Source organism: Marivita sp. (genome assembly GCF_022763305.1).
Lineage (GTDB): Bacteria > Pseudomonadota > Alphaproteobacteria > Rhodobacterales > Rhodobacteraceae > Marivita.
On the sequence record NZ_JALEGT010000052.1, the window covers coordinates 74,082 to 97,323 of the forward strand.

Sequence of the window (23,242 nt, forward strand, 5' to 3'; positions counted from 1 at the left end):
CAATCGCAAACCAAAACCACGGAGTGATCAACATGGCCCTCGAACGCACCTTCTCGATCATCAAACCCGACGCCACCCGCCGCAACCTGACCGGCAAGATCAACGCCAAGTTCGAAGAAGCAGGCCTGCGCATCGTCGCGCAGAAGCGCATTCACCTGACCAAGGCGCAGGCGGGCAAGTTCTACGCCGTACACGCAGCGCGTCCGTTCTACGATGAACTCTGCGAATTCATGGCGTCCGAACCCGTCGTCGTGCAGGTTCTCGAAGGCGAAAACGCCATCGCGAAAAACCGTGAAGTCATGGGCGCCACCAACCCGGCAGACGCCGCCCCCGGCACCATCCGCGCCGAATTCGCCGAATCCGTCGGTGAAAACTCGGTCCACGGCTCCGACGCTCCGGAAACCGCGGCGGAAGAAATCGCGTTCTTCTTTTCCGGTCTCGAACTGGTCGGCTAAGCCGCCGTTTCAGACTGAACGACAGGTCAGCCGGGCATTTGCCCGGCTTACTTTTTGGCAACGACGCCAATCTCGTCCAGAAACCGTTCGATGCCCGAGGGCACCGCATCCGCGCGCCCAGCGACCTCGGCCTTGATCGCATCGAACCGCACCCGCAGGGCTGACTTCTCGTCGCCCTTGCAATCGTTCCACGGTCGACCCTGAAGCCCCATCACCAGCACGTAATACCCGATGAAGTGCGGCCGCATGCCGGAAACCAGCAACCGCCGGTAGGCCTCATCTGCGCCGATCTCGCGCAGCTGCTCTGCCGATGTGATCCCGGCCTGTGCGCAGGCGGCCTCCATCGCCGGTCCCAGATTGCGGATCGACGAGACCGGCTCTACCATCACGCGGCCTTGGCCAACCCGGCGGCAAAATCGCACAAGCTGCGCAGCGCCGCCTCGAACCGGCTGTCTTCCAAGGTCATCGCGACGCGCACATGCCCGGCAGCCGACTGGCCAAAGCTCTCTCCCGGCATGACCGCGATGTGATGCGCATCAAGCAGCGCAAAGGCGAAATCCTCACCACTCAGTCCCGTCGCGCGCACATCCAGCATGACATACATCGCACCCTGCGCCGGGATCATGCGCACCGCCTGCTGCGCCGCAAGAACCCGTTCGGCAATGGCGCGACGCCGCCGGAAGGGCTCGGCCACCTGCGCCTCCAACCCAGCCCCGGCCCGCAAGCCGAACAGCGCCGCGTCCTGGATGTATCCGGGCACGCCATAGGTCGTGTTGGTGGCAAGGTCGATCAGGCAGGCGATGGCCTCTTCCGGCCCGACGATCCATCCGATCCGGCTGCCGGTCATGGCGTGGCTCTTCGACATCGACCCGATCACCAGCGTGCGAGCGTCCATGCCAGGCAGGGCGCGGGGGCTCAGATGCTTGCCCTCCCAGACCTGGCTGTCATAAACCTCGTCCGAAATCAGCCACATGTCCCGCTCGGTCAGAACATCGGCAATGTCCTGCAGCGTGGCACGCGGGTAGACCGCGCCCGTGGGGTTGTTAGGTGTGTTGATCAGCAACGAGGCCGCACCATCGCAGGCGGCCTCCAGGGCCGCCCGATCAGGCAGGAAACCGCGCGAAGAGCGCGTGGGAACCGCGCGCGGCTGAGCGCCCACCGCCCGCAGCACGCCGGGATAGGTCGCGTAATAGGGGTCGATGTAAAGTGCCACATCGCCCGGCGCGCAGGCCGCCATATGCGCCGCGAACAGCCCGGCCTGGCCGCCTGGCGTGATCAGCACGTTCTCGCGACCTGTCCGCACACCGGTGCGCGCCTCGATCCGCGCCGCCACTTCGTCACGCAGCGCACCGATGCCCGGCACGATGGCATAGCCCGTATGTCCTGCCATGGCGCTGTCATGCATCGCCCGCAGGATCGACGGATCGGTGCGAATGTCGTGCTCGCCGATGGTCAACTCGGTAACGGGGACACCGGATTCGATCATCGCGCGGGCGCGATAGAACAGGTCCCATCCATCCGAGCCGTCGCCGTTGAGGGTTGTGATGCGCTGTGACAGTGCGGGCATGGGGCCTCCGAAGATCGTCTGCCTCCTTCTGCCCAGCGCGCGCCCAAAGGTCCAGAGCCCGATGCCTTGCACTTGGCCGGCATGGGGTCCACCCTGAGGCCAGCAAAAGGACCAGACCCATGCCGCATGATCACCACCATCACCACCACATCGACCCGAACGCCGGCGACGGCAGGCTTGTCTGGGCGGTGGCGGTCAATCTGGGGTTGACCGTGGCGCAGATCGTGGGCGGCATCCTGTCGGGATCGCTCGCGCTCATCGCCGATGCGCTGCACAACCTGTCGGACGCAGTCGCGCTGGTGATCGCCTTTGTCGCGCGCCGGATCGCCCGCAAGGGGGCCACCGCCACCATGACCTTCGGCTATGGCCGGGCCGAGGTGGTCGCGGCGCTGATCAATTACACCACGCTGATCCTGCTGGGCCTCTACCTGTGCTACGAGGCGGTGCTGCGCCTGATCGACCCGCAGGGGGTCGACGGCTGGCTTGTGGTCATCATCGCGGGCATCGCGCTCGTGGTCGATCTTGTGACAGCCGCGCTGACATGGGCGATGGCCCGGGACAGCGTCAACATCCGCGCGGCGTTCCTGCACAATGTGGCGGACGCGCTGGGATCGGTTGCGGTCATCGTCGCGGGCACCCTGATCATCCTGTATGACTGGCGCCTCATCGATCCGCTCGTGACCTTCGGCATCGCCGGCTACATCCTCTGGATGTCCGTCTCGGAAATCGGCGGCGTGATCCGCATCCTGATGCTGGGCAGCCCGGCGGATCTCGAAACCGACCGGGTGCTGGACGAGCTGCGCGCCATCGACGGGGTACAGGACATCCACCATGCCCATCTCTGGCAGATGCAGGAGCACGAAGCCGCCATCGAGGCGCATGTCGTGGTCTCCGAGGGCCGCTGGAACGAGGCCGACGCCATCAAGGCGCGGCTCAAGACGGCTCTGAAACAGGCCGGGATCGGACATGCGACGCTCGAGCTGGAATGCGCCCGCCACGCCTGCACCGATGTGCCTCGAATCGGACATGCTTGACGCAGGCCGGCGCGTCGGCGTAGACAGCGATCATGACCCGTATCGCAACTCTCATTTGCTGCATTATCCGCTAATCCATCTGGCGGGCCGGTCTTCTATTCCCAACACGAGTTGAAGTTGCTACTCCCGCCGCGACCCCGGCCCGCGAGGAGCATCCATGACCATCTGGCTGACCAATACCGCCACCCGCAAGAAAGAGGAATTCACGCCTCTCGACCCAAAGAACGTGCGGATGTATGTCTGCGGGCCCACCGTTTATGACCGCGCGCATCTGGGCAACGCGCGCCCGGTGATCGTGTTCGACGTGCTCTACAGGCTGCTGCGCCACACCTTTGGCGCGGATCACGTGACCTATGTGCGGAATTTCACCGACGTGGATGACCGGATCAACGAAACGGCGCAGAAGCGCCGTGAGGCCGGGGCCGAGGGAACGCTAGAGGCGCTGATCCGTGAACGCTCGGACGAGACGATCAGTTGGTATCACGCCGACATGGATGCGCTTGGCGCATTGCGCCCGGATCATGAACCCCGCGCGACGCAATATATCGACCAGATGATTGCGTTCATAGAAGACCTGATCGGTAAGGGACACGCCTATGCCGCCGAAGGTCATGCACTCTTTGCGGTCGATAGCTGGCCCGAAGGCTATGGCAAACTCTCGGGCCGGTCGGTGGACGACATGATCGCCGGAGCGCGGGTCGAGGTGGCGCCCTACAAGCGCAACCCGATGGATTTCGTGCTCTGGAAACCATCCACCGATGATCTGCCCGGCTGGAACAGCCCATGGGGCCGGGGCCGCCCCGGCTGGCACATCGAATGCTCTGCCATGGCGAACGAGTTGCTGGGCGACACGTTCGACATTCATGGAGGGGGCAATGACCTGATGTTTCCGCACCACGAGAACGAGATCGCGCAGAGCAAATGCGCAGGCCACGGCTTTGCGCGCTACTGGCTTCACAACGAGATGCTGCAGGTCGAGGGCAAGAAGATGTCCAAGTCACTGGGCAATTTTTTCACCGTGCGGGATTTGCTGGATCAAGGCGTGCCGGGCGAGGTGATCCGGTTCGTGTTCCTCTCGACGCATTACCGCAAGCCGATGGATTGGACGGAGAAGAAGCGGGAAGAGGCAGAGGCAACGTTACGCAAGTGGCGGGCGCTGACGGACGGCGTTGAACCGGGTGAGGTGCCGTTGGAGGTTGTTAAGGCGCTGTCTGATGATCTCAACACCGCCGGTGCGGTTTCGGTGTTGCACAAGCTCGCCGGGGAAGGCGATGCGGCCGGCCTGTTGGCTGGTGCGCAAATGGTCGGGCTTCTGACCGATGACCTTGGCGGCTGGGACACTGTAAGTGTCGAGCTTTCCACTTACGCGGATCGTCTTGCTGCTCTGCGCGAAACCGCGATGCAGACCAAAGACTTCTCCGCTGTTGATGCGATGAAAACCGCACTGACCGAGGCCGGTGTCGAAGTGCGTATGTCCAAGGCCGGTGTCGAGTTGGTCCCGGGAACGGGCTTCGACGCAGCGAAACTGGAGGGTGTGTAATGACGCTCCGCTCGAACCACTGTGCCCGGCGGCACGCCGGGCCGCGCCCGACCCTCCCCCCGGGAGGGCGCATTGGCTATCCGCCCGAACCGAACCAACGGTATTCGCGTGACGATGCCTCGCATCGCTCGAACGACAGATGCGCCCACCCAGGGTCGGGCGCGTCCCTAACTGCGGGGAAAACCCCATGACCAAAACCCGCCTGACCCTCTACGACACAACCCTTCGCGACGGGCAGCAGACGCAGGGCGTGCAGTTCTCGACCCCCGAGAAACACCGCATCGTCGAGGCGCTCGACGCGCTTGGCATCGACTATATCGAAGGCGGCTGGCCGGGGGCGAACCCCACGGATTCCGCGTTCTTCGAAGAGGTCGGCCACACCAAAGCCACCGTCACCGCTTTTGGGATGACCAAACGCGCGGGCCGCTCGGCCGAGAATGACGATGTTCTGGCGGCGGTCATGAACGCGGGCACCAAGTCGGTGTGCCTAGTCGGCAAGACCCACGATTTCCACGTCACCGCAGCCCTTGGCATCACGCTTGAGGAAAATGTCGAAAACATCCGCGCCTCGGTCGCCCATATCGTGTCTCAGAAACGCGAGGCGCTGTTCGACGCGGAACATTTCTTCGACGGCTACAAGGCCAATCCCGACTACGCGCTGACCTGCCTGCACGCCGCATACGAGGCGGGCGCGCGCTGGATCGTGCTCTGCGACACCAATGGCGGTGCGCTGCCCAGTGAGGTGGGCCGGATCACCGAAGCGGTCATTGCCTCGGGCATTCCCGGAACCCATGTGGGCATCCACACCCATAACGACACCGAAATGGCCGTGGCCACCACGCTTGCCGCCGTCGATGCAGGCGCGCGGCAGATCCAGGGCACGCTGAACGGGCTGGGCGAACGCTGCGGCAACGCGAACCTGACCGCTCTGATCCCGACGCTGCTGCTCAAGGAACCCTATGCCAGCAGCTACGAGACCGGCGTCACGCTGGAGGCGCTCGAAGGCATGACGCGGATCAGCCGGATGCTGGACGAGATCCTCAACCGTGTGCCGCTCAAGCAATCGGCCTATGTCGGCTCCTCCGCCTTTGCGCACAAGGCCGGGCTGCACGCCAGCGCGATTCTCAAGAATCCGACGACCTACGAGCATATCGACCCCGCACAGGTGGGCAACCGCCGGGTGATTCCGATGTCCAATCAGGCGGGCCAGTCGAACCTGCGCCGCCGTCTGGCGGAAGCCGGGATCGAAGTGCCGGACAAGGACCCGGCGCTGGCCCGCATCCTCGATCGGATCAAGATGCGCGAATCCGAGGGCTACTCTTACGACACCGCGCAGGCGAGTTTCGAACTGCTGGCACGCGACGAATTGGGAATGCTGCCCGAGTTCTTCGAGGTCAAACGCTACCGCGTCACCGTTGAACGGCGGAAGAACAAGTACAACAAGATGATTTCGCATTCCGAGGCGGTGGTCGTGGTCAAGGTGGGCGACGAGAAGAAGCTGTCGGTCAGCGAGTCGATGGACGAGCTGGGCAATGACCGCGGCCCGGTGAACGCGCTGTCCAAGGCGCTCGCCAAGGACCTTGGACCCTATCAGTCGATGATCGACGACATGCGCCTTGTCGATTTCAAGGTGCGCATCACCCAGGGCGGGACCGAGGCCGTGACCCGCGTCATCATCGACAGCGAAGACGGGCAGGGGCGGCGCTGGTCCACTGTTGGCGTCAGCGCCAACATCATCGACGCATCTTTCGAAGCGCTCTTGGATGCCGTGCGCTGGAAACTGGTCCGGGACGCCGCCCCGGCATGAGCTTTGACGCCGATCTGATCGCCTGCGCGCAACTGGTTGAAAAAGGCGATCCTGACCGCTTTGCCGCCACGATGGCGGCACCCGTTGCGGCGCGTAAGGTGTTGTTTCCAATATACGCGTTCAATGTCGAGGTCTCCCGCGCGCCTTGGGTGACGAAAGAGGCGATCATCGCGGAGATGCGCCTGCAATGGTGGACCGATGCGCTGGAGGAAATCGCCAGCGGTGGGCTGGTGCGGCGGCATGAGGTGGTGACGTCGCTGGCACATGTGCTGGATGCCCCCGCCTCGCGAGAGTTGCAGAAGGCGGTTCAGGCGCGGCTCTGGGACGTTTATCGCGATCCGTTTGAAGATCAGGCGGCATTTTCAAAATATATCGAAGACACCGCAGCCTCCCTCCTGCGCGCGGCCTCGCAAAGCCTGAGTGGCACCATGCCCGACATGCTGACCGACCTCGGCTATGCCAGCGGTCTTGCGCAATTCCTGCGCGCGGTACCGGAACTGGAACGGCAGGGGCGCAGGCCCTTGGTGGATGGACGGCCCGACGCGGTTCGGGACCTTGCCCGCCAAGGATTTGACCGTTTGGTAAAATCCCGCCAGGGCCGCGCCGATCTGCCGAAAGCGGCACAGCCGGTCACGCTGTCCACTTGGCAGGCTGGGCCGATCCTGAAACAGGCCGCAGCCGATCCGCGCCGGGTTGCGGACGGTACGCTTGGCATGGCCGAAGCGTCCAAGAAGCTGCGCCTAATGTGGTGCGCGGCCACGGGACGCTGGTAACTCAGAACGCCAGCACCACGCTGCAGCCCAACCCGGTTGCCACGATGTCCGCCGGATCGGCCACATCGTCGATCAGTTCCTTGATCACCCCGACACCGATGGCCGCAAGACAGCCCGCTGTGGGATTGCCGGTTTCCTGCGTCACGATATGCGACACCGCCGCCCCGGCGGCGAAATGCGCGGCCTTGTCATAGTGCTGGCAGGCGGCAAGCAAGGGCAGGGCGAGGATCAGGTATCGAAGCATGGCAGGCACCGTTCTGGTGGAAACTGCCGGGCACTCTGTGCCCAAAGCCTGAAGATTGCCTTAAGGCCCTCGGCCAACTCAGGCGACGCGGTCCTTCGGCTGGAACATCAGCCAGATCAAGGACCCACCGGCCAGCATCAGGAACGGAGCCATGGCCATGTTCACCGCACTCCAGCCTTCGACCGGCGTGCCACCGGAACAGTTCAACAATCCGCCCGAAGCCAGTGATGCCATCGTGACACCGCCGAACACCAGCACGTCGTTCATGCCCTGTACCCGGCCCCTCTCGTGCGGGGCGTGGGCTGCGGTCAGCATCGCGGTTGCACCGATGAAGCCGAAGTTCCAGCCAAAGCCCAGCAGGATCAACGCGATGTAGAAATTCTCGATCGCCACGCCGTGCAATGCCACGGCGCCGGCTCCGGCCAGGATCAGCAGACCGGTCGCCACGATCTTTTCCACACCGAAGCGGACGATCAGGTGTCCGGTGAAGAAGGATGGAATGAACATCGCAAGAACATGCGCGGACACGATGTCGGCGGCGTTGTTAGCGGTATAGCCGCATCCGACCACGGCCAGAGGGGTCGAGGTCATGACAAGGTTCATCAGCGCATAGGTGACCATGCCGCAGATGATCGCCACCGCGATGCGCGGGGTCTTGAGCAACTCCATCCGGCTCCGTCCCTTCGGGTCATCCGCATGGGGTGCCTTGGGTTTCGGAATGTCGAGGAACAGAAACAGGGTCGATCCGATCAGGTTCAGAACGATAACCGCGAAATAGGTGCCGAGGAACGGGACCACATACCAATCGGCTGTTGCCTTCACCAGCTGAGGCCCAATGATCGCGGCCGCCAGACCGCCTGCCATGACATAGGAAATGGCCTTGGGGCGGAACTCATCTGTGGCGGTGTCAGCGGCAGCAAAGCGGTAAAAGCCCTGTGCGGACATGTAGATACCGGTCAGGAAGCTGCCCAACAGAAACACAGGGAAAGACGCGATATAAAGCCCGTAAGCCCCGATGGCCCCGCCCAGCGCACCGCCGGTCGCGCCCACGGCAAAGCCGGCGCGGCGGCCGTATTTCTGCATGAAGGCGGAAATCGGCGTGGCTGTCGTCATCGACCCCAGAACGATCAGCGAAATCGGCAAGGTGGCGAAACAGATGTTCGACGCCAGCGACTGCCCGGCCAGACCACCCACTGTAAAGAGCATCGGCATTTGCGCACCAAGGATCGCCTGTGCCAGAACAAGGACAAAGACGTTGCGCTTCGCGCGGCGGTTTTCTGTGGTGGCGTCGGGGGAGGCGTGGTCAACTGTGCTCATGTCAGCAGCCGTATGTCCAAATTCAATTTCCTGCAAGTGTGCGCATCACGCCGTGGCGCTTTGCCTCGCGGGACAGTAGACGGGCAGGATGAAGGATTTTGACGGTTCCAATTCCGCTGGCCGGGGGCAGGTGGTGATCCTTGGCGGATCGGCCGAGGCGCGACGCCTTGCCGAACGTCTTGGCGCACAGGCGCGGCTCTGGTTGCCGGATCGGGACCGGATCACCGGGCAGGGGGCCTCGGGTCAGGATCATCTTGGCGCTTTGGCACGGAACGCCTCGGTCGTGGTGAGCGCGCCGCACCCCTGCGATGTCGACACTTTGCGTCTTGCGGTGCGGCTGGCCGGACAGATGGATCTGCCGCTCTTGCGTCTTGCACGACCGGCGTGGCGTCCGACAGCGCGCGACAGGTGGATTCCCTTCAAGACTGCCCGCGATGCCGCGAAACATCTGCCGAAAGGCGCGCGCGTTCTGGTCACCCTGGGCCGACCGGCGCTGCCCGAGTTGCGGGCGCTGACGCAAGCATATCTCTATGCCCGGCAACTGACCGACCACCATGATCCGTTCCCGTTGCGGAACGGGCGCTATCTGCACGGCATGCCGCCCTTCACAATCGACGGGGAAATCGCGCTGATGCGCAGGTTCCGGATCGACGCGGTGCTGACCCGCAATGCAGGAGGGCCGGGGGGCTGGCCCAAGATCGCGGCGGCGCGGGCGCTGAGGCTACCGGTCTACATGATCGCGCGGCCCCGGATCGCGATGGGTCCCGAGGTCACAAGCGTCGAGGCTGCGATGCACTGGTTGGAGACGAAGCTGTGGTTGGACGCCTGATCGAAACCGACGCCTGCGTGGCCGAAGGTGCTGCTTGGCTGGCCAAGGCCGAGCCGCGCTTTGCCGAGGCGCTGGAACAGACCGGACCTTTGCCGCTGCGGCGCAGGCCGGACGGGTTCGCGCAGCTTCTCAGCGCAATCGTCAGCCAGCAGGTCAGCGTCGCCTCGGCCCGCGCGATCTGGGCCAAGCTGGAAGATGCGGGTGCGGTGACGCCCGAGGCGGTGCTGCGCCATGATCGGGACGGGTTGCGGGATTTGGGCCTCAGTCGGCAGAAAGCGCGCTATGCCTGTGCGCTGGCCGAGGCGGGCATCGACTATGACGCGCTGCGTCATGCGCCGACGGAAGAGGTCATCACGACCCTGATCAATGTCACGGGGATCGGCGTCTGGACGGCAGAAATCTATGCTATGTTTTCCTTGGGTCGTGCAGATGTGTTTGCACCGGGTGACCTTGCCTTGCAGGAAGGTGCCCGGATTTTGTTCGATCTGCCCGAGCGTCCCAAGGAAAAGCCCTTGCGGCAGATGGCCGAGGCGTGGAGCCCGTGGAGATCGGTTGCGGCGCGGGCGCTCTGGGCCTACTACCATGTGGCAAAAGACCGAGAGGGGATCGCATGACACGGGTGTTGCAGGCAGGCCGGAAAGAGCCGGTATCGGGAGAGATCCGCTCGGCGGTGGTTTTCCTGCATGGCTATGGGGCCAATGGGGCCGATCTGTTGGGACTGGCGGATCCTCTGGGTGAACATCTGCCCGATACGCTCTTCGTGGCGCCCGATGCGCCCGAGGCCTGTGCCGGGGCACCCTTCGGCTTTCAGTGGTTCCCGATCCCGTGGATCGACGGCTCGTCCGAAGAGGAATCAATGGCGGGCATGGCGCGGGCGGTCGATGACCTGAATGCGTTTCTCGATGCGCTGATGGTGGATGAGGATCTGCTGCCTGAACAGGTGGTGCTGTTCGGCTTCAGCCAGGGCACGATGATGTCGCTTCATGTGGCCCCGCGCCGCGAAGACGCGGTGGCGGGTGTCGTGGCGTTTTCGGGCCGGTTGCTGGCCCCCGACCTGCTGGCCGACGAAGTGGTAAGCCGCCCGCCGGTTCTGCTGGTGCATGGCGATCAGGACGACGTGGTGCCGCCGCAGTCGTTGCCCGAGGCCGCCGAGGCCCTGCAGAAGGCGGGGTGGGAAGAGGTCTATGCCCATATCATGAAGGGCACGGCACATGGCATCGCGCCGGACGGGCTGTCGGTGGCGCTGGCCTTCATGCGGGACAAGTGCAACCTCTGAGCGGGGTCAGGCCAGCCCGTCCACCGCGTCGGCGAGTTCGAGGAAATCCGGGTAGCGCGCCACGAATTGCGCGTGCTGATCCGGGAAGCGTCGTTCGAAGGTTTTCAGGTGTGTCCGGCAGGCGTCCAGTTTGCCCAGCCTTCGGCTGAGCCAGACACAGCGCACCACGGGGCGCTGGTCCTTCGGGTGAAGGGCGATTTTCTGCTGGAACCCGTGATACATGCCGCCCAGGTCGCGGCTCAGATGACATTGGTGGATATAGAGATCGAGCAGCCTGTCGCGATGTCGGGCCGGGGCCTTATCCAAGGCTCGCAGGGTTTCCGCCTTCATGTCCCTGGCACAGAGATCAAAGACAAACCGGTTCGACACAAGGTCGTCGATCAGCCGGTGATACCGCTCCTTGTAGCGGGCGAAGGAATAGCGCTCGACCGACGCGGCACAGGCCGCAGCATAGCGGGCGTGATCTGCATGCACTTTGAGGATGGCCTGAGCCAAAGCCTCGATGTCGCCGGGCGGCACAAGTTCTCCGTTCACACCCGAGCGGATCAACTCGCGCGGGCCGTAATCCACGTCATGGCTGATCACCGGGCAGTCGCAGGCCAAGGATTCGAGCAAGGCGAGGCCGAAGCCTTCGGTGATCGTGGGGGCAAGCGAGAAGAGGCTGCTGCTGAACACACCCTCGGGTTGCGAAGTGTGGCCCATGAGAAAGACCCGGTCGGCACAGTCATGATGTGCAATCAGTTGCCGCAATCGCGCCTCACCCACACCGGACCCGTAGATCAGGTAGTTCGTGTCGGGGATCAGATGCATCACCCGCACAAAGGCCTCGATGCAGTGGTGGATGGGCTTGCCGGTCAGGTCCAGCCGCGAGACCGTGCTGATATGGGCGCGCTGTGCCCCTTTCTTGGGGGTGATGTCGGTGTAATGCGGGATCACCCGGATCGGCGCACGATGGGCGACATCCTGTTCCAGACGTTCCTTGTGTACATGGGTGGCGGTGAGGATCGCATCCCCGTCGAAGGCCTCGATCAACCCCCGGGAGCGGGGCACGATCTTGCCCGACGCGGCCCGGTGATCCGCGTGCAGGAACAGCACCTTGCGTGCCGGGATCGGACGCGACAGGTGGGCTGATGTCACACCGTCGATGAACACGATGCTGTTTTCGGGGAAATGCCGCAGGGCCAGCACACGGTGATGGGCCGCCTCGTCGGTAAAGCTCTGCCCAAGCGCGTAATCCTCGATCTCGACCAATGCCCCGCGCTCGCGCCGCACGCGGCACCGCGGCTGGCCCTGCACAAACGCCACCTTCTCGACCACGCCATCGCCGAACGCGTCCCGGCTTTCGACCAACATTCCGTCGAGATATTTCAGCCGACGCTCGTGCTGCGGGTCGTCCAGAAGGTGCCGAGTGGTCAGGCGACCCGCCGCACAGTGTTCGATGGTGTCCCGCATCACCGGAACACCGTTGCGCAGATAGGTGATGCGCTCTTTCCGGCCCTGCGCGGTCTTGCTGTCGTCCCAGACCGGCAGCGCCGGCGCATCGCGGTGCTGTGCGTCGGGCGGGGCGCACAGCTCAAGGATCGACCGGTGGCCAACCCTCGGGTCAAGCACCCCTGCCGCCAACAGTTCGGCAAACGCGATCCTCTGGGCGCACGCATGCGTGAGGTTGAGCAAAGTCACCTCGGTTCCGGCCTTGTCCGCGAGAAGGTTCATCCGCGTGAAGATCGCATTGATCTTGCCGCCACCAACGCTTGATCCCAGCTTGGGCAGGATACAGATCACATGGGCGCTGGCGGGGTCAGGCATCGGAATCCGGTTCTGGTCTGCTCCCGGTCAGGGTGCGTCATGCAGGCCAGGCGCGCAACGCTTTTCCGTCAGCCGCGCCAGATCCAGCCACCCCCCAGAATGCGGCTGCCTTCGGTTTCATAGAACACGCAGGCCTGCCCCGGTGACACACCTTCCTCGGGGGTGAGCAGTTCCACTTCTGCCGTCGTGTCCGAGAGCGGGCGGATGATCGCCGCGCGCGGGGGGCGGGTGGAGCGGACCTTGACCGAGACATGCCATTCGGTCTGGCTGGTGAAGGGCGCGTCGCCCAGCCAGTTGATCTCGCGCACCGGGATGGTGCGGGTGGACAGCATCTCTTTCGGGCCGACGATCACCTGCTTGGCATCGACATCCAGCTTGACCACGTAAAGCGGCTCTTCCAGCCCGCCGATGCCCAAGCCCCGGCGCTGGCCGATGGTGTAATGGATCACCCCACTATGCGTGCCCAGCACCCGCCCATCGGCATGCACGATCTCGCCGGGTTCCGCCGCGCCGGGGCGCAGTTTCTCGATCACGCTGGCGTAGTTACCGTTCGGCACGAAACAGATGTCCTGACTGTCCGGCTTGTCCGCCACCTGAAGACCATAGCGCGCCGCCAGTTCGCGGGTCGCGTCCTTGGAGGGCAGGTGGCCCAGCGGGAAGCGCAGGTAGTCGAGTTGTTCGGGTGTGGTGGAGAACAGGAAATAGCTCTGATCGCGGTTCGCATCGGTCGCGCAATGCAGTTCGGGCCCGTGATCGCCCATCTTACGCTGGATGTAATGGCCGGTCGCCATGCAGTCGGCTTCAAGATCCTTGGCCGTCTCCAGCAGATCCTTGAACTTCACCCGCTCGTTGCAGCGGATGCAGGGCACGGGTGTGGCGCCCGCAAGATAGCTGTCGGCGAATTCGTCGATCACCGCGTCCTTGAAGATGTTCTCGTAATCCAGAACGTAATGCGGAAAGCCCATGTCTTCGGCGACGCGGCGCGCATCGTGGATGTCGATGCCCGCGCAACACGCCCCTTTCTTGGCCAAGGCCGCGCCGTGGTCGTAAAGCTGCAGCGTCACGCCCACCACGTCATAGCCTTCCTCGGCCAGTTGCGCCGCGACCACCGAACTGTCGACGCCGCCCGACATTGCAACGACGACCCGCGTCTCCGACGGCGGCTTGGCGAATCCAAGCGAATTGAGTTTCGGCGCATCGAGGGCCATGGGGGAGTCTCCGGTCGGTGGGGCTGATCGCGCGAAATATAGGTAAATCCGACATACTCTCAACCCTTGGCTTCACGTCACATTAAGAGTGGACGCGCAAAGGTGGCCGCGCACAGGAAGACAGGGCATGGAAAGGGCCGGAGGATGTATCTCAAGAAATCGAACGGTCCGCGCACGGTCACGCTTGCCGATGGCTCGATCCTGTCGCAGGCCGACCTGCCGCCGCCCAACACCTGCCGCTGGGTGGCGTCGCGCAAAGCGGTTGTCGTAGATGCGGTGGTGCATCAGCTGATTTCGCGAACAGAGGCGCTGTCGCGCTATGGACTCAGTGACGAGGAACTGGATGCATGGATTGCCGCATCCCTGCTGCATGGGCGCGACGCCCTCAAGGCCACGGCGGTTCAACGCTTCCGTTGAGCCCGGCGCGTTAATGCAATCTTAAGTTGTTTCACATCACGGTATCGTGCTAACTTAAGGTTAACTTTTTCCGGTCAGACTGCCTTGTGCCGGACGCTGACATTGCGGAGAAACTGGATGCGCGTACTCTTGGTCGAAGACGACCCGACGACGTCGAAGAGCATCGAACTGATGCTGGGTAATGCCAATCTGAACGTCTACTCCACCGATCTGGGGGAAGAAGGCATCGATCTGGCCAAGCTTTATGATTACGACTTGATTCTGCTCGATCTCAACCTGCCCGACATGAACGGCTTTGACGTGCTGCGCCAATTGCGTCTTGCGCGGATCGAAACGCCGATCCTGATCCTGTCCGGCAACGATGCCAGCGAGGACAAGATCAAGGGATTCGGCTTTGGCGCAGATGATTACCTGACCAAACCCTTCCACCGTGAAGAACTGGTGGCCCGCATTCATGCGATCATCCGCCGGTCCAAGGGGCATTCCCAATCGATCATCCGCACCGGCAAGGTCGAGGTCAATCTGGACGCCAAGACCGTGCAGGTCGAGGGCAACACCGTGCATCTGACGGGCAAGGAATACCAGATGCTCGAACTGCTGAGCCTGCGCAAGGGCACGACCCTCACGAAGGAGATGTTCCTCAATCATCTCTATGGCGGGATGGATGAGCCGGAACTCAAGATCATTGACGTCTTCATCTGCAAGCTGCGCAAGAAACTGTCCGAGGCAACGGGCGATGGCAGCCATATCGAAACGGTCTGGGGCCGGGGGTATGTCCTGCGCGATCCCAACATCGACGAGGCAGGACGCCTGGCCATCGGCGCCTGACCGGGCCTGATCGGGGCAGACCGGCGCAATGGTGGCGGTCTGACTCCCATCTGCTTTCCCCAGGTCAGAACGCGCGCAGAACTTCGTTTCAAATCTGGACGCCTTGCGGCACCGGGCCTATCACTCTGTCCAAGAAACGGGCCAAGGGGGGCACATGGCAGAGCAGGAGATCGCGGTCAAAGACCTGTCAGAGGCAGACGCCCGCGTCGAGCTGGAACGGCTGGCAACGCTGTTGGCAGAAGCCAATACCGCCTATCACACCGAAGACGCGCCCGAGATGTCGGACGCGGAGTATGACCGCCTCAAGCGCCGCAATGCCGAGATCGAGGCGCGCTTCCCGGCCCTGAAACGCACCGACAGCCCGAGCGAACAGGTCGGCGCTCCGGTGGCGGATGGCTTTGCCAAGGTCCGGCACGAGGTGCGGATGATGTCGCTTTCGAATGCGTTCGAGGATGCCGACATCACCGATTTCGACCAGAGCATCCGCCGCTATCTGGGGTTATCGGACAGTGATCCGCTGGCCTATACGGCGGAACCCAAGATCGACGGGCTGTCTCTGTCGCTGCGGTATGAAAACGGCACGCTGGTGCAGGCCGCCACCCGCGGTGACGGCACCACCGGAGAAAACGTCACCGCCAATGCGCGCACCATCGACGACATCCCCGAAACCCTGACCGGCGCGCCTGACATCCTTGAAGTACGGGGCGAGGTATATATGAGCCACGCGGATTTTTCCGCGCTCAACGAACGGCAGGCGGCCAAAGGCGCCAAGACCTTTGCCAATCCGCGCAACGCGGCCGCCGGGTCATTGCGGCAACTGGACGCCGCGATCACCCGGGACCGCCCATTGCGGTTCTTCGCCTATTCCTGGGGTGCGCTCAGCGCGCCTCTGGCAGATACGCAGATCGGGGCCATCGACCGCCTGAAATCGCTGGGTTTCCAGACCAACCCGCTCACCCGGCGCTGCGACGGACCTGGGGAGATGATCGCGCATTACAAGTCTATCGAGGCGCAGCGCGCGACGCTGGGCTATGACATCGACGGCGTGGTCTACAAGGTGGATGATCTTGGCTACCAGTCCCGTCTTGGGTTCCGCTCCACCACGCCGCGTTGGGCGATTGCGCATAAATTCCCGGCGGAACTCGCCTGGACCCGGCTGGAGGCCATCGACATTCAGGTCGGCCGCACCGGCGCGCTCAGCCCGGTGGCGCGGCTGACCCCCGTCACGGTGGGTGGCGTCGTGGTGTCGAACGCCACGCTCCATAACGAGGATTACATCGCCGGGCGCGATGCCAATGGCGCGCCGATCCGCGGGGGCAAGGACATCCGCGTGGGCGATTGGGTGCAGGTCTACCGCGCGGGTGACGTGATCCCGAAAGTCGCGGATGTGGACCTGAGCAAAAGGCCCCACGACGCACAACCCTATGATTTTCCGAAACTTTGCCCGGAATGCGGGTCCGAGGCGATCCGCGAGGAAGGCGATGCTGTCAGGCGGTGCAGCGGTGGTCTGATCTGTCCGGCGCAGGCGGTGGAAAAGCTCAAACACTTCGTCTCCCGCGCCGCCTTCGACATCGAAGGCCTTGGCGCGAAACAGGTCGAACAGTTCTACACCGACGGCTGGATCGCGGAGCCTGCGGATATTTTCACACTCAAGGACCGCTACGGCAGCGGGTTGCAGCAGCTGAAGAACCGCGAGGGCTGGGGCGAGAAATCGGCGCAGAACCTATTTGATGCGATCGACGAAAAGCGCACTATCCCTCTGGGACGGCTCATTTTCTCGCTGGGTATCCGCCATGTGGGCGAGGTGGTCGCGAACCTGCTCGCGCGGTCCTACGGCACATGGGACGCGTTCCAAGCGGCCATCGACGCCGCCCATGATCACGAAAACGAGGCCTGGGCGGGGCTGATCGGCATCGACGGGATCGGCACGGTCGTCGCCAACTCATTGGTCAACAGCTTTGCGCAAGAGGCCGAACGTGCCTCCATCGACCGGCTGGTGGCGCACCTGACCGTGCAGGAGGCTGAACGCCCCCGCACCGAAGGCAGCCCCGTCGCAGGCAAAACCGTGGTCTTCACCGGCACGCTGGAACGGATGACGCGGGCCGAGGCCAAGGCGCGGGCGGAATCGCTGGGTGCCAAGGTGTCGGGGTCGGTGTCGGCCAAGACCGACCTCTTGGTCGCGGGGCCGGGGGCCGGATCAAAGGAAACCAAGGCGCGCGATCTGGGGGTCCAGATCCTCGACGAGGATGGCTGGTTTGCCATGATCGAGGGCGCATGAGCGGCAGGCCGGAAATCCTGTTTCCGCTCTTCGGCGATCTGAGCGGGCTCAAGGGCGTTGGTCCCAAAACAGCCGACACGCTGGGCCACATGGGCATCGAGGTCCCGCGCGACCTGCTCTATACGCTGCCCCATTCGGTGGTGGATCGGCGCTTGCGCGACACGGTGCAGGGTGCGGATCTGCCCGCGACACTGACCGTCGAGGTGCAGATCGGCGCACACCGCCCGCCGCGCACCAAGGGCGGCGCGTACCGCGTTCAGGTCGAGGATGCGCAGATCGCCTTTCAGATCGTGTTCTTCCACGCGCGCGGCGATTACGTGGCCAAGATCCTGCCCTTCGGCGCACGGCGCATCGTGTCGGGCAAGGTCGAGTTCTTCGATGGCATGGCGCAGATGGTGCACCCCGACCACGTGCTGTTGCCCGACGAGGCCGACAGCCTGCTGCCGTTTGAGCCGGTCTATCCACTGACCGCCGGAGTGACCCAGAAAACCATGGTCAAGGCGGCCACCGACGCGCTGTCCCGTGCGCCTGACCTTGCCGAATGGATCGACCCGCGATTGATGGAGCGCGAAGGCTGGCCAGGTTGGCGTGCCGCGATGGAGATGGCACATGCGCCGCAAGGTACAGGTGCGCTGTCCCTCGACAGTCCGGCGCGGCGGCGTCTGGCTTATGACGAGCTGATGGCGCATCAGTTGACGCTGGCCCTCGCGCGGGCGCAGCGGCGGGCGAAACCGGGAATCGAGACCGCAGGCAATGGCACGCTGCGCCACAAGGTGATGACCGCGCTGCCTTATCGGCCCACGGGCGCCCAGATGCGCGCGATTGACGAGATCACCGATGACATGGCCAGCCCGCACCGGATGAACCGGCTGCTGCAGGGCGATGTGGGGGCGGGCAAGACGCTGGTCGCGTTCATGGCGCTGCTCACGGCGGTCGAGGCAGGTGGGCAGGGTGTGATGATGGCACCCACGGAAATCCTTGCGCGGCAACACCTTGAGGGGTTGCAGCCCTTGGCCGAGGATGCGGGCGTCGTGCTCGAACTGCTCACGGGGCGCGACAAGGGAGCAGAGCGCAAGGCCAAGCTGGCGGCGCTTGCGCGGGGTGACATCCAGATACTCGTTGGAACCCATGCAGTGTTCCAGAAGGACGTTGACTTTGCCGATCTACGGCTGGCGATCATCGACGAACAGCACCGCTTTGGCGTGCGGCAACGGCTGGAACTCGGGCGGAAGGGGGCTGCGGTGGATGTGCTGGTGATGACGGCCACACCGATCCCGCGCTCGCTGGCGCTGGCGCAATATGGCGACATGGATGTGTCGATCCTCGGCGAAAAACCGCCCGGGCGCACGCCGGTGAAAACCGCGCTTTTGTCCAATGAACAGATGGACGGCGTGATCGACCGGCTGCGGCAGGCGGTGGCCGAGGGGCGGCAGGCCTATTGGGTCTGCCCCTTGGTGGATGAAAGCGAAGTGTCCGACCTGACGGCGGCGGAAGAGCGCTTCAAACGCCTGCGCGCGGTGTTGGGCGAGGGCGTCGTCGGGCTGGTGCATGGCCAGATGCCGCCGGCCGAGAAAGACGCCGCGATGGCACGGTTTGTCTCGGGTCAGACCGGCGTGCTGGTGGCGACCACGGTGATCGAAGTGGGCGTCAACGTGCCCAATGCCTCGATCATGGTGATCGAACGGGCCGAGATCTTTGGTCTGGCGCAGTTGCACCAGCTTCGGGGACGCGTGGGGCGCGGAGCCGCGGCCTCGACCTGTCTGCTGCTCTACCAGCCGCCCTTGTCCGAGACCGGACTGAAACGCCTGACCACCCTGCGCGAGACCGAGGACGGGTTCCGGATCTCCGAGGTCGATCTGGAGATGCGCGGGGCGGGGGATGTTCTGGGCACGGCGCAATCGGGACTGCCTCGGTTCCGTATCGCCGATCTGGAACGGCAGGCCAGCCTGATGGCGATTGCGCAGGACGATGCGCGCAAGCTGCTGCTGGATGATCCGGGCCTGACATCGGACCGGGGCAAAGCCGCGCGGGCGCTGCTGTATCTGATGAAGCAGGACCAGGCGATTCAGCTTATTTCGGTGGGTTAACCACTTTTGTTCTCAAATGTTCTCATAAAGTTCTTTACACGGCGTCAAGGATGTGAGAACAAAGGGGCAACAAGGAGGACAACACCATGATGCAGCGTATCAAAACCTCGCTTCACGCAGCCAAAGCCCAGACCAATACAGCGCTTCTTGAAGATGCGCTTGGGGCAGTGTCTCTGGTAGTGATGCTTGTTGCGGCCCTGCATCTACCAGTGCTTGTCTGACCTGTTGCCTTTTTCTGCCTGCGTGTTTTGCCTGACGGACCGCATCCTGTCCCAACCGATGCACCTGTCCCGGAGGGTTGCCTGCCTTCCTCGTCCCGATGGCCCCCAACGAACACGTCACTGACCGCCGCCTTCAATCGAAGTGCGGCGGTTTTTTTATCGGACGGTAAAATTTCGGAAATCAGGCGCTTTGCGTTTCCGCGAGCTGCGCCACGGCTTCGGATGCAGCTTCCAGCGTCAGAAGGATCGACGCATGCCGGTTCTTGAATGCCACTGCGGGGCGCAGCACCTCAAGCCCGTCAAACGGGGCCGACGGGGTGGGACCGTCTTCCTTGAGCATGGTGCGCAATTCATCGCGCGCGCGCGTGATCTGTTCAGGCGTGGTGCCAAGGATCGATGCGCCAACGACCGAGGCCGCCGCCTGCCCAAGAGCACAGGCTTTCACGTCCTGCCCATAGGCGCTGACCTGGCCATCCTCAAGCGTGAGGTCCACCGTCACGGTCGACCCGCAGAGCGGCGAGCGTTTCTTGACCGTCGCCCCCGGCGCGTCGAGCCGGGTGTGATGCGGGATGTCTGCTGCCAGTTCCAGGATCCGGCCGGAATAGAGCTTGATGAGATCGGTATCGCCCGACATGGCTTTCCCTTTCGACGTTCCCCCCATAGATAGGGGAGCATCCGGCGGATGCAAAAAGGTTTTTCCCCATGAGCTTTGATCCTGCGACCTTGGTCTATAACGAGGCGGGCCTCATTCCGGCAATCGCGCAGGATGCGGCATCCGGCGAGGTGCTGATGATGGCGTGGATGAATGCCGATGCGGTGGCCAAGACGCTGGCGACCGGGCGCGTCACCTATTGGTCGCGATCGCGGCAGGCGTTCTGGGTGAAGGGCGAAAGCTCGGGGCATGTGCAGGAGCTGGTCGCGCTGCGGGTGGATTGTGACCGAGATTGCCTGCTGGTGACGGTGAACCAGACCGGGCCCGCCTGCCACACCAACCGGCGGTCCTGTTTCTACACCGAGGTGCAGGACGGTGCTGAAGTGGAGATCATGACGCCGATGGAGGCGTGACCGTGGGGGCGCTGCCCCCACACCCCCGGAGTTTATCCAGCAAGATGAAGATCAGGCCGGGGGAAGGCCAACCATCCCGCGGATGTCATCCGGCGTTGCCCCTTCAGAGCGGTAGAGCGCGATGGCGCGGGCATCGTCGCGTTTTGCGAGGCGTTTGCCCTGCTCATCGCGGATCAGGCGATGATGGTGGTAGATGGGTGTGGGCAGTCCCAGCAGGGCTTGCAGCAGAACGTGGATTGGCGTGGCGGTGGCGAGGTCTTCGCCGCGGATCACATGGGTGGTGCCCTGCGCCGCGTCATCGACCACCACGCTCAGGTGATAGGCGGCGGTTTTCGTGTCGCGGCGGGCGAGGACGATGTCGCCGATGTCCTCGATCAATAGGGCGCGCGTTAATGTTGATGCCGCGTGACTGCCGGTTTCCGTGTAGCAAGGCAGCGTTTGCAGGTGGTCTACCGCGCGCGCCATGTCGAGGCGGACGGCGTCGGAGTCGGCGCGGTCGTCCCATCGCCGATGGCGGCAGGTGCCCGGGTAGATCAGCCCGTCCGGCCCGTGCATCGGCGCGCCTTCCTGTGGGGCAGAGGCGGCGCGTCGGATGTCGCCGCGCGTGCAGGCGCAGGGGTAGAGGAGGCCCATTTCGCCAAGCCGGTCGATTGCGGTGTCATAGGCGGCCGTGTTGTCGGACTGGCGCAGCACGGGTGTTTCCCATGTCAGGCCCAGCCATGCCAGATCATCGTAAATCTGCGCCTCGAAGGCGGGTGTGCAGCGGGCAGTGTCGGTGTCTTCGATGCGCAGCAGGAAACGGCCATGGGCTGCACGGGCCATGTCATGGGCCAGCAGCGCGGAATAGGCATGGCCCAGGTGCAACTGGCCGGTCGGGCTGGGGGCGAAACGAGTGACAAAGCCCATCGCCCGGACTCATTCCTCGTCGCGGCGTCCGTAGCGGCGCGCGCGACGGTCTTCTGCGCTTTGGTAAATCAGCACCCAGGCGAGCAGGATGAACATCGGGTGCGTCAAGCCACCCGAGAAGATGATCGCCGGAATCCAGATGAGGAACACGATGATCGCTGTAAAGATGCGCCCGGTCAGCAAGATCGACAGCGGTGGCAGAAAGAGCGCCAATACGTAGTTCATGCGTATTCGACCTGCGCGGCCAGCCAGCCGGACCACGCCGCCTTGGCGCGGTCGGTGTACGCCTTGTAGCGGTCCTTGCGCCCGCGCCGCCCGCCTTTGAGTCCATCGACCGGGCGGAAGAGGCCGAAATTCACGTTCATCGGCTGGAAGGTCCTGGCATCGGCCCCGCCGGTGATGTGGTGGATCAGGGCGCCGTGGGCGCTGTCCTGCGGAACTGTGGGCAGGGGGTGGCCGGTGATCTCGGCAGCGGCCATACGGCCGGCGAGCAGGCCCATGGCGGCGGATTCCACGTAGCCTTCAACGCCCGTCACCTGACCGGCAAAGCGGATGTTGGGCTTCGAGCGCAGGCGCATCTGGTCATCAAGCAGCGTTGGGCTGTTGAGGAACGTGTTGCGATGGATGCCGCCAAGGCGGGCGAAGCTTGCGTTCTCAAGGCCGGGAATCATCCGGAAAACATCGGTTTGCGCGCCGTACTTCATCTTGGTTTGGAAGCCGACGATGTTGTAGAGCGTCCCCAAGGCATTGTCGCGGCGCAGCTGGACGACCGCCCAGGGCTTGACCTCTGGCTGGTGGGGATTGGTCAGACCCACAGGCTTCATCGGCCCGTGGCGCAGGGTTTCGCGACCGCGTTCGGCCATCACCTCGATGGGCAGGCAGCCGTCGAAATACCCTGCGGTTTCGCCTTCGTGGAATTCGGTCTTGTCGGCGGCGAGCAGCGCGTCGATGAAGGCTTCGTACTGGGCCTTGTCCATCGGGCAGTTGATATAGGCGCGCTGTTCTTCCTCGGTCTCGCCCTTGTCGTAGCGCGACTGGAGCCAGGCTTGGCTCATGTCGATGCTGTCGGCATAAACGATGGGGGCGATGGCATCGAAAAAGGCCAGGCGGTCGGTGCCCGTTTCGGACTGGATCGCCGCGCCGAGGGCGGCGCTGGTCAGCGGGCCGGTGGCGAAAATCCACTGACCCTCAGAGGGCAATTCCGTGATTTCCTCGTGGCTTACGCGGATGTTCTCATGTGCGTGCAGTCGTGCTGTGATCTTTGCGCTGAAGGCGTCGCGGTCCACGGCGAGCGCGCCGCCAGCGGGCAGGCGGTGCTCATGCGCGGTGCTGATGATCAGGCCACCGGCTTCGCGCATTTCCCAATGCAACAGGCCCACGGCGTTCTGTTCGTGATCGTCCGACCGAAAGGAGTTTGAGCACACCATCTCGCCCAGATCGCCGGTCTTGTGGGCGAAGGTTTCGACCTTGGGGCGCATTTCGTGGATCACGACGCGAACGCCCCGGTTCGCGGCCTGCCATGCGGCCTCGGATCCGGCCATGCCGCCGCCAACGATATGAAGTTCCTGTGTCATGCTGGGCGAT

The 23,242-nt window shown here is 63.8% G+C and carries 24 protein-coding genes; 14 read left to right on the forward strand and 10 right to left on the reverse strand.

The genetic code is table 11. The features are described 5' to 3' along the window. The first annotated feature begins 32 nt into the window (after positions 1-32). Positions 33-455, forward strand: coding sequence for a nucleoside-diphosphate kinase (gene ndk / locus MRY75_RS10115; RefSeq protein ID WP_292307466.1), 423 nt, complete (start codon positions 33-35; stop codon positions 453-455). 47 nt (positions 456-502) lie between these two features. Here the strand turns inward: ndk and MRY75_RS10120 are convergent, their stop codons facing one another. Both MRY75_RS10120 and MRY75_RS10125 read right to left on the reverse strand, forming a co-directional pair. Then, positions 503-841, reverse strand: coding sequence for a TfoX/Sxy family protein (locus tag MRY75_RS10120; RefSeq protein ID WP_292307467.1), 339 nt, complete (start codon positions 839-841; stop codon positions 503-505). Then, a complete protein-coding gene (locus tag MRY75_RS10125) occupies positions 841-2,022 on the reverse strand; it encodes a pyridoxal phosphate-dependent aminotransferase (RefSeq protein WP_292307469.1) in 1,182 nt (393 codons plus the stop codon). The genes MRY75_RS10120 and MRY75_RS10125 overlap by 1 nt, the downstream gene beginning before the upstream one ends. Positions 2,023-2,141: 119 nt before the next feature. On the opposite strand from MRY75_RS10125, the gene MRY75_RS10130 reads away from it, so the two are divergent. From MRY75_RS10130 to MRY75_RS10145, 4 genes are all read left to right on the forward strand, one after another. Continuing rightward, on the forward strand, positions 2,142-3,056 hold the full coding sequence (locus tag MRY75_RS10130) for a cation diffusion facilitator family transporter (RefSeq protein WP_292307470.1): 915 nt from the start codon (positions 2,142-2,144) through the stop codon (positions 3,054-3,056). A gap of 157 nt (positions 3,057-3,213) precedes the next feature. Further along, positions 3,214-4,596, forward strand: coding sequence for a cysteine--tRNA ligase (gene cysS, locus MRY75_RS10135; RefSeq protein ID WP_292307472.1), 1,383 nt, complete (start codon positions 3,214-3,216; stop codon positions 4,594-4,596). Between the two features lie 187 nt (positions 4,597-4,783). After that, the gene (cimA, locus tag MRY75_RS10140) at positions 4,784-6,403 is read left to right on the forward strand and encodes a citramalate synthase (RefSeq protein WP_292307473.1); all 1,620 of its coding nucleotides are present in this window, start codon (positions 4,784-4,786) and stop codon (positions 6,401-6,403) included. Further along, complete coding sequence (locus MRY75_RS10145) at positions 6,400-7,176, forward strand: squalene/phytoene synthase family protein (RefSeq protein WP_292307475.1); 777 nt, start codon at positions 6,400-6,402, stop codon at positions 7,174-7,176. The genes cimA and MRY75_RS10145 overlap by 4 nt, the downstream gene beginning before the upstream one ends. 1 nt (position 7,177) lies before the next feature. On the opposite strand, the gene MRY75_RS10150 is transcribed toward MRY75_RS10145, so the two are convergent. After that, the gene (locus MRY75_RS10150) at positions 7,178-7,420 is read right to left on the reverse strand and encodes a hypothetical protein (protein WP_292307477.1); all 243 of its coding nucleotides are present in this window, start codon (positions 7,418-7,420) and stop codon (positions 7,178-7,180) included. 78 nt (positions 7,421-7,498) lie between these two features. Then, positions 7,499-8,737 (reverse strand): MFS transporter, encoded by a 1,239-nt coding sequence (locus MRY75_RS10155; protein WP_292307479.1) that lies wholly within the window; start codon positions 8,735-8,737, stop codon positions 7,499-7,501. An 88-nt stretch (positions 8,738-8,825) separates the two neighbouring features. On the opposite strand from MRY75_RS10155, the gene MRY75_RS10160 reads away from it, so the two are divergent. Genes MRY75_RS10160 through MRY75_RS10170 form a run of 3 tightly spaced genes read left to right on the forward strand, consistent with a single transcriptional unit; the run spans position 8,826 to position 10,842 of the window. Continuing rightward, a complete protein-coding gene (locus MRY75_RS10160; protein ID WP_292307481.1) occupies positions 8,826-9,566 on the forward strand; it encodes a precorrin-6A/cobalt-precorrin-6A reductase in 741 nt (246 codons plus the stop codon). Further along, a complete protein-coding gene (locus tag MRY75_RS10165) occupies positions 9,551-10,180 on the forward strand; it encodes a DNA-3-methyladenine glycosylase 2 family protein (protein WP_292307482.1) in 630 nt (209 codons plus the stop codon). The genes MRY75_RS10160 and MRY75_RS10165 overlap by 16 nt, the downstream gene beginning before the upstream one ends. Beyond that, complete coding sequence (locus tag MRY75_RS10170) at positions 10,177-10,842, forward strand: alpha/beta fold hydrolase (RefSeq protein ID WP_292307484.1); 666 nt, start codon at positions 10,177-10,179, stop codon at positions 10,840-10,842. The genes MRY75_RS10165 and MRY75_RS10170 overlap by 4 nt, the downstream gene beginning before the upstream one ends. 6 nt (positions 10,843-10,848) lie before the next feature. On the opposite strand, the gene MRY75_RS10175 is transcribed toward MRY75_RS10170, so the two are convergent. Both MRY75_RS10175 and mnmA read right to left on the reverse strand, forming a co-directional pair. Continuing rightward, positions 10,849-12,648, reverse strand: coding sequence for a glycosyltransferase (locus tag MRY75_RS10175; RefSeq protein WP_292307486.1), 1,800 nt, complete (start codon positions 12,646-12,648; stop codon positions 10,849-10,851). Between the two features lie 68 nt (positions 12,649-12,716). Further along, a complete protein-coding gene (gene mnmA / locus MRY75_RS10180; protein ID WP_292307488.1) occupies positions 12,717-13,856 on the reverse strand; it encodes a tRNA 2-thiouridine(34) synthase MnmA in 1,140 nt (379 codons plus the stop codon). Positions 13,857-14,000: 144 nt separating this feature from the next. Between mnmA and MRY75_RS10185 the strand changes: the two genes are divergently transcribed. The 5 genes from MRY75_RS10185 to MRY75_RS10205 all read left to right on the forward strand — a co-directional run bounded on the left by MRY75_RS10185 (position 14,001) and on the right by MRY75_RS10205 (position 19,687). Further along, complete coding sequence (locus MRY75_RS10185) at positions 14,001-14,273, forward strand: DUF1153 domain-containing protein (protein ID WP_292307490.1); 273 nt, start codon at positions 14,001-14,003, stop codon at positions 14,271-14,273. 117 nt (positions 14,274-14,390) lie between these two features. Next, on the forward strand, positions 14,391-15,101 hold the full coding sequence (gene ctrA, locus MRY75_RS10190) for a response regulator transcription factor CtrA (protein ID WP_292307491.1): 711 nt from the start codon (positions 14,391-14,393) through the stop codon (positions 15,099-15,101). 154 nt (positions 15,102-15,255) lie between these two features. Further along, on the forward strand, positions 15,256-17,379 hold the full coding sequence (gene ligA, locus MRY75_RS10195; RefSeq protein ID WP_292307493.1) for an NAD-dependent DNA ligase LigA: 2,124 nt from the start codon (positions 15,256-15,258) through the stop codon (positions 17,377-17,379). Then, positions 17,376-19,466, forward strand: coding sequence for an ATP-dependent DNA helicase RecG (recG, locus tag MRY75_RS10200; protein ID WP_292307494.1), 2,091 nt, complete (start codon positions 17,376-17,378; stop codon positions 19,464-19,466). The genes ligA and recG overlap by 4 nt, the downstream gene beginning before the upstream one ends. Positions 19,467-19,552: 86 nt before the next feature. Beyond that, entirely contained in the window at positions 19,553-19,687 is a 135-nt protein-coding gene (locus MRY75_RS10205; RefSeq protein ID WP_268236108.1) for a hypothetical protein, read from the forward strand. A 181-nt stretch (positions 19,688-19,868) separates the two neighbouring features. On the opposite strand, the gene MRY75_RS10210 is transcribed toward MRY75_RS10205, so the two are convergent. Further along, on the reverse strand, positions 19,869-20,321 hold the full coding sequence (locus tag MRY75_RS10210; protein ID WP_292307499.1) for an iron-sulfur cluster assembly scaffold protein: 453 nt from the start codon (positions 20,319-20,321) through the stop codon (positions 19,869-19,871). A 68-nt stretch (positions 20,322-20,389) separates the two neighbouring features. Between MRY75_RS10210 and hisI the strand changes: the two genes are divergently transcribed. Next, positions 20,390-20,752 (forward strand): phosphoribosyl-AMP cyclohydrolase, encoded by a 363-nt coding sequence (gene hisI, locus MRY75_RS10215; protein WP_292307501.1) that lies wholly within the window; start codon positions 20,390-20,392, stop codon positions 20,750-20,752. Between the two features lie 51 nt (positions 20,753-20,803). On the opposite strand, the gene gluQRS is transcribed toward hisI, so the two are convergent. Genes gluQRS through trmFO form a run of 3 tightly spaced genes read right to left on the reverse strand, consistent with a single transcriptional unit; the run spans position 20,804 to position 23,232 of the window. After that, positions 20,804-21,658: a tRNA glutamyl-Q(34) synthetase GluQRS gene (gene gluQRS / locus MRY75_RS10220; protein WP_292307503.1), complete on the reverse strand. Its 855-nt coding sequence runs from the start codon at positions 21,656-21,658 to the stop codon at positions 20,804-20,806. 9 nt (positions 21,659-21,667) lie between these two features. Then, on the reverse strand, positions 21,668-21,883 hold the full coding sequence (locus MRY75_RS10225) for a hypothetical protein (RefSeq protein ID WP_292307505.1): 216 nt from the start codon (positions 21,881-21,883) through the stop codon (positions 21,668-21,670). Further along, positions 21,880-23,232: a methylenetetrahydrofolate--tRNA-(uracil(54)-C(5))-methyltransferase (FADH(2)-oxidizing) TrmFO gene (trmFO, locus tag MRY75_RS10230; protein ID WP_292307507.1), complete on the reverse strand. Its 1,353-nt coding sequence runs from the start codon at positions 23,230-23,232 to the stop codon at positions 21,880-21,882. Before trmFO ends, MRY75_RS10225 begins: the two co-directional genes overlap by 4 nt. Between the last annotated feature and the right edge of the window lie 10 nt (positions 23,233-23,242).

Coding starts and splice junctions, on each gene's coding strand:
- trmFO (WP_292307507.1), bottom strand. CDS start 23,232: ATGACACAGGAACTTCATATCGTTGGCGGCGGCATGGCCGGATCCGAG.
- MRY75_RS10155 (WP_292307479.1), bottom strand. CDS start 8,737: ATGAGCACAGTTGACCACGCCTCCCCCGACGCCACCACAGAAAACCGC.
- cysS (WP_292307472.1), top strand. CDS start 3,214: ATGACCATCTGGCTGACCAATACCGCCACCCGCAAGAAAGAGGAATTC.
- ligA (WP_292307493.1), top strand. CDS start 15,256: ATGGCAGAGCAGGAGATCGCGGTCAAAGACCTGTCAGAGGCAGACGCC.
- MRY75_RS10130 (WP_292307470.1), top strand. CDS start 2,142: ATGCCGCATGATCACCACCATCACCACCACATCGACCCGAACGCCGGC.
- MRY75_RS10185 (WP_292307490.1), top strand. CDS start 14,001: ATGTATCTCAAGAAATCGAACGGTCCGCGCACGGTCACGCTTGCCGAT.
- MRY75_RS10160 (WP_292307481.1), top strand. CDS start 8,826: ATGAAGGATTTTGACGGTTCCAATTCCGCTGGCCGGGGGCAGGTGGTG.
- MRY75_RS10120 (WP_292307467.1), bottom strand. CDS start 841: ATGGTAGAGCCGGTCTCGTCGATCCGCAATCTGGGACCGGCGATGGAG.
- MRY75_RS10170 (WP_292307484.1), top strand. CDS start 10,177: ATGACACGGGTGTTGCAGGCAGGCCGGAAAGAGCCGGTATCGGGAGAG.
- MRY75_RS10210 (WP_292307499.1), bottom strand. CDS start 20,321: ATGTCGGGCGATACCGATCTCATCAAGCTCTATTCCGGCCGGATCCTG.
- recG (WP_292307494.1), top strand. CDS start 17,376: ATGAGCGGCAGGCCGGAAATCCTGTTTCCGCTCTTCGGCGATCTGAGC.
- hisI (WP_292307501.1), top strand. CDS start 20,390: ATGAGCTTTGATCCTGCGACCTTGGTCTATAACGAGGCGGGCCTCATT.
- MRY75_RS10145 (WP_292307475.1), top strand. CDS start 6,400: ATGAGCTTTGACGCCGATCTGATCGCCTGCGCGCAACTGGTTGAAAAA.
- cimA (WP_292307473.1), top strand. CDS start 4,784: ATGACCAAAACCCGCCTGACCCTCTACGACACAACCCTTCGCGACGGG.
- MRY75_RS10205 (WP_268236108.1), top strand. CDS start 19,553: ATGATGCAGCGTATCAAAACCTCGCTTCACGCAGCCAAAGCCCAGACC.
- ndk (WP_292307466.1), top strand. CDS start 33: ATGGCCCTCGAACGCACCTTCTCGATCATCAAACCCGACGCCACCCGC.
- MRY75_RS10175 (WP_292307486.1), bottom strand. CDS start 12,648: ATGCCTGACCCCGCCAGCGCCCATGTGATCTGTATCCTGCCCAAGCTG.
- MRY75_RS10150 (WP_292307477.1), bottom strand. CDS start 7,420: ATGCTTCGATACCTGATCCTCGCCCTGCCCTTGCTTGCCGCCTGCCAG.
- MRY75_RS10225 (WP_292307505.1), bottom strand. CDS start 21,883: ATGAACTACGTATTGGCGCTCTTTCTGCCACCGCTGTCGATCTTGCTG.
- gluQRS (WP_292307503.1), bottom strand. CDS start 21,658: ATGGGCTTTGTCACTCGTTTCGCCCCCAGCCCGACCGGCCAGTTGCAC.
- mnmA (WP_292307488.1), bottom strand. CDS start 13,856: ATGGCCCTCGATGCGCCGAAACTCAATTCGCTTGGATTCGCCAAGCCG.
- MRY75_RS10125 (WP_292307469.1), bottom strand. CDS start 2,022: ATGCCCGCACTGTCACAGCGCATCACAACCCTCAACGGCGACGGCTCG.
- ctrA (WP_292307491.1), top strand. CDS start 14,391: ATGCGCGTACTCTTGGTCGAAGACGACCCGACGACGTCGAAGAGCATC.